Annotated in this window: 4 protein-coding genes; all 4 read left to right on the forward strand. The window is 72.8% G+C overall.

What is annotated here, in order from left to right; all coding sequences use genetic code 11:
• Nucleotides 1-66: 66 nt before the first annotated feature.
• On the forward strand, nucleotides 67-915 hold the full coding sequence (locus VGX25_RS00070) for an alpha/beta fold hydrolase (RefSeq protein ID WP_326915396.1): 849 nt from the start codon (nucleotides 67-69) through the stop codon (nucleotides 913-915).
• A 13-nt stretch (nucleotides 916-928) separates the two neighbouring features.
• Nucleotides 929-1600 (forward strand): class I SAM-dependent methyltransferase, encoded by a 672-nt coding sequence (locus VGX25_RS00075; protein ID WP_326915397.1) that lies wholly within the window; start codon nucleotides 929-931, stop codon nucleotides 1598-1600.
• A gap of 104 nt (nucleotides 1601-1704) precedes the next feature.
• A complete protein-coding gene (locus tag VGX25_RS00080; RefSeq protein ID WP_326915398.1) occupies nucleotides 1705-2142 on the forward strand; it encodes a hypothetical protein in 438 nt (145 codons plus the stop codon).
• 35 nt (nucleotides 2143-2177) lie between these two features.
• A partial coding sequence (locus VGX25_RS00085; protein WP_326915399.1) for a PPE domain-containing protein occupies nucleotides 2178-3608 on the forward strand: 1431 nt, incomplete at its 3' end.

Below are 3608 nucleotides of genomic sequence, written 5' to 3' on the forward strand. Positions count from 1 at the left end.
CCGTGCGGAGGGGGCTTCCGGCCCGGCGATGGTGGGCCGGAAGCCCGCGCATGGTCAAATGTGGACATGTCCGCTACCGACCACGGGCCGGCCACCGGCGCGGTGACCGTCGACGGGCGACGGCTCGTCTTCGACCAGTACGGCACGGGTGACAAGGTGATCGTGCTGCTGCACGGCCTGCTGATGCGGCGCAGCATGCACGAGCCGCTGGCCGCCGAGCTGGCCAGCCGCGGCTACCGGGTGGTGTGCCTGGACATGCTCGGGCACGGCGACTCCGACCGGCCGGCCGACCGGCGGCTGTACTCGATGGAGCTGTACGGCCGGCACGTGGTCGGCGCCCTCGACGAGCTCGGCGTGCGGCGGGCGATCATCGGCGGCACCTCGCTCGGCGCCAACATCGCGCTGGAGGTCGCGGTGCAGGCGCCGGAGCGGGTGCACGGGCTGCTGATCGACATGCCGGTGCTCGAGGACTCGCAGACGTTCTGGGCCATGGTGATCGGGCCGCTGCTGGCCATGTACTCGCTCGGCCGGCCGGTGCTGCGGGCGCTGGGGGCCGCCGCCCGCCGGGTCCCGCGCGGCAACTACCTGCTCGACATCCTGCTCGACTGGCTGCGACCGGATCCCGGCCCGAGCCGGCACGTGCTGCTCGGGCTGGTGTACGGCCGCAAGGCGCCACCGGCGCGGGACCGGCGCCGGATCACCGCGCCGACGCTGGTGATCGCGCACCGCGGCGACTACAGCCACGCCATCTCCGACGCCTACGACCTGGTCGGCGAGCTGCCCAACGCGCGCCTGACCCGGGCCAAGTCCATAGTGGAGTTGCGGGCCCGGCCGGACCGGCTCACCGAGGAGATCTCCCGCTTCCTCGACACCTGCTGGCCGCGTCCGGAACCGGTTCGGCTGCACTCGGTCTAAAGAGGTGCCGCGCATGCCCGATGTCCGCGCCATGTGGCGAAACCGCGCGTTCGAGGCCGTCTTCGGCGCCGCGTACAACTTCGGCATCGAGCACGACTGGCTGGCCAAACCCTTCGGCAGAGCCATCTTCGGCACCGACGCCGGGCTCATCTACGACGCCATGGCCGCGGTGGGCGCGATGCCGGACGGCTCCGCCATCCTGGACGTCCCGTGCGGCGGCGGGGTGGCGATGCGGGCTCTGCGCGCGACGCAGCGGGTTCGCTACGTCGCCGCCGACATCTCCCCCACCCAGCTCGACCGCGCCCGGCGCCGGGCCGCCGAGCGCGGCCTGGACACCGTGGAGCTCGTCGAGGCCGACGTCGAGCGCATGCCGTTCCCCGACGGCGAGTTCGACCTGTGCCTGTGCTTCAACGGTCTGCACTGCCTGCCCGATCCGGCGGCCGCGGTCCGCGAGATGGCCCGCTGCCTGCGCCCCGGCGGCCGGCTGGTCGGCGACGTCGCCGTCCGGGGCGAGCGCCGCCGCGCCGACGCCTGGATCGCGGCCGCCCGCTCCGCCGGCATCTTCGGCCCCTCCGGAACCCTGACCGACGTGCGCGCCTGGCTCACCGCCGCCGGCCTGGAAATCCGGTCCCTGTCCACCTCCGGCGCCGTCGTCCATTTCACCGCCGCTGCTCCATCCGAGTGACCGGTGGAACGGCATAACTGACAGTCATGTCATACCGACGACAGACAATTTGCGGGCTGCTACGGTTCTCACCGAGAGCGAGCGGGTAAACACGAGGGGGATTCATGGATCCCACCGATTTTCTGCACCGCGGCGTCGACACGGCCGACGATCTCCGCCGGCAGGGGACCGAGCTCAGACAGGTCATAGAAAGCGCGCGGCCCTTCGTCAACGCCGCCCAGTCCGGCTCCTTCGGCATCAGCGAGAACGCCGGCCAAGCCCTTCTCGACGCCATCCACCAATGCCAGGACAAGCTGGAGTGGGTGCAGAAAAATGTCGACCGCATTCAGCAGAACACCCGGCTGGGCACCAGTCCGGATGCGGTGGCCATGGCGCGGTTCAACCGCGAGGTCGCGGCCGGCGACAGCAACTCGGCGACACAGGCATTGCAGGACCTGCAGGTGCTCCTCGCTCAGATGGAGAGCGGGGTCGCCGAGGCCATGCGGCACTACCGGCGGATGGACTCCGAGGGCGCCGGTGCGGTCCGGCGCGCCGGATCCTGATCCGCAGACGAACCTTGACGGGAGGTGAATGACGGATGCCGGCAGAGGAGCCCCAGCCCGGTCAGGAGACCTACGCGGGGGACTATGAGCAGTGGGTCGAGACCGCGGCGGTGGCGAGCGCGCCGGCCGTGGGCGGACCGATCGGGACCGCGTGGCAGATCGGTGCGTCGATGGGGGCGGAGTTCGCGTCGGACCAGTTCGCCGAGGGGCAGGCGGACCGGCTGCAGGAGGGGGTGACGACGCGAGACGGGCCGGCGCTGCCGGGCACGTACTACCCCGGCTACGACCATCCGACGTTGCAGCGGATGGTGGAGACGAACATGGATCCCGGTCAGGTGAACGAGATCGGGGCGGCGTGGAACGACCTCGGCAACACGCTCGTGGAGTTTCAGACGGCCGTGTCGTCGGCCGTCGGCCGCAGCACCGAGGATTGGTCCGGCACGGCCGGGGACGCGGCGCGGTCGTATTTCACCGGCGTCGGCGACTGGATGGGCGGGACCGGGCAGGCGTTTCAGCTTGCGGCCAACCGGATGAACGCGCAGTCGGAGGCGGCGGCGACCGCAAGGGCGGCGATGCCGGAGCCGGTCGATTTCAACTGGGGCGACGCGCTGGCCATGGCGGCCACCGAGACGAACCCGTTCAACATGGTGAACACCATGCGGGAGATCAGGCAACGGTTCGATGAGAAGCAGGAGGCGCACGCGCGGGCCGCGGAGGTCATGACCACCTATGCCCGGACGCTGGCCGAAACCGGCTCGGCGATGCCGGCGTTCGCGCCGGTGCCGACGATGGCCTCCGGTTCCGGCGAGAAGTCCGCGGAGCCCGGTGGCGGGGGCGGGGGCTTCGGCACCGGAAGCTCGGTCCCGCCCCTCGGCGCCGGCGGTGGTGGATCACCCGGCGGAGCCGGGGCCTCGGGCGGCGGCGCCGCCGGGACCTCGGGCGGCGGGAGCGCCGGCGGCAGCATGCCGGGAACCGGGTCGACCGGCGGAGCGGCCGGGCTCGGTGGCGGCTCGACCGGCTCCGGAAGCGGGACCGGCACGAGCTTCCTGCCGGGCGGTGACGGCGCGGGCCGGACGCCGGTGCAGAGCTTCGAGGTTGGTCAACAGAATCCGGGTGCCGGGCGGACTCCGGTCAACCCCGGGCCGGGGCCGGTTCCGGGGCCCCTGCCCGTCGGCGGGCTTCCGGGCGGCGGCGGGCTTCCGCCGCGCGAGTCGGGCTCGGTCGGCGGCCGGGGGTTCGGACCCGGCGGCGGGCGCGGGTTCGGACCGATCGGTGGACCCGGTTCTCCAGCGGGCGGTGGATCCGGTTCCAGCCTTGGCGGTGGGCGCGGTTTCGGCGCGGGGACAACGGGATTCGGTAGCGGGCCGGGCGCCGGTGGCGGTTCGGGCACGGGCGGCGGGCCGGCGAGCGGGTTCGGTGCGAAGGGGCCGGGCGGGCTTGCCGGCGAGCACGCGCCGGGTCGCGGT

Source organism: Actinophytocola sp., from assembly GCF_035942955.1.
In the GTDB taxonomy this organism is placed as follows: domain Bacteria; phylum Actinomycetota; class Actinomycetes; order Mycobacteriales; family Pseudonocardiaceae; genus DASYTH01.

What these genes read in the sequence shown, in the direction of transcription:
- VGX25_RS00070 (WP_326915396.1), top strand. Translation starts at nt 67, where the DNA reads ATGTCCGCTACCGACCACGGGCCGGCCACCGGCGCGGTGACCGTCGAC.
- VGX25_RS00075 (WP_326915397.1), top strand. Translation starts at nt 929, where the DNA reads ATGCCCGATGTCCGCGCCATGTGGCGAAACCGCGCGTTCGAGGCCGTC.
- VGX25_RS00080 (WP_326915398.1), top strand. Translation starts at nt 1,705, where the DNA reads ATGGATCCCACCGATTTTCTGCACCGCGGCGTCGACACGGCCGACGAT.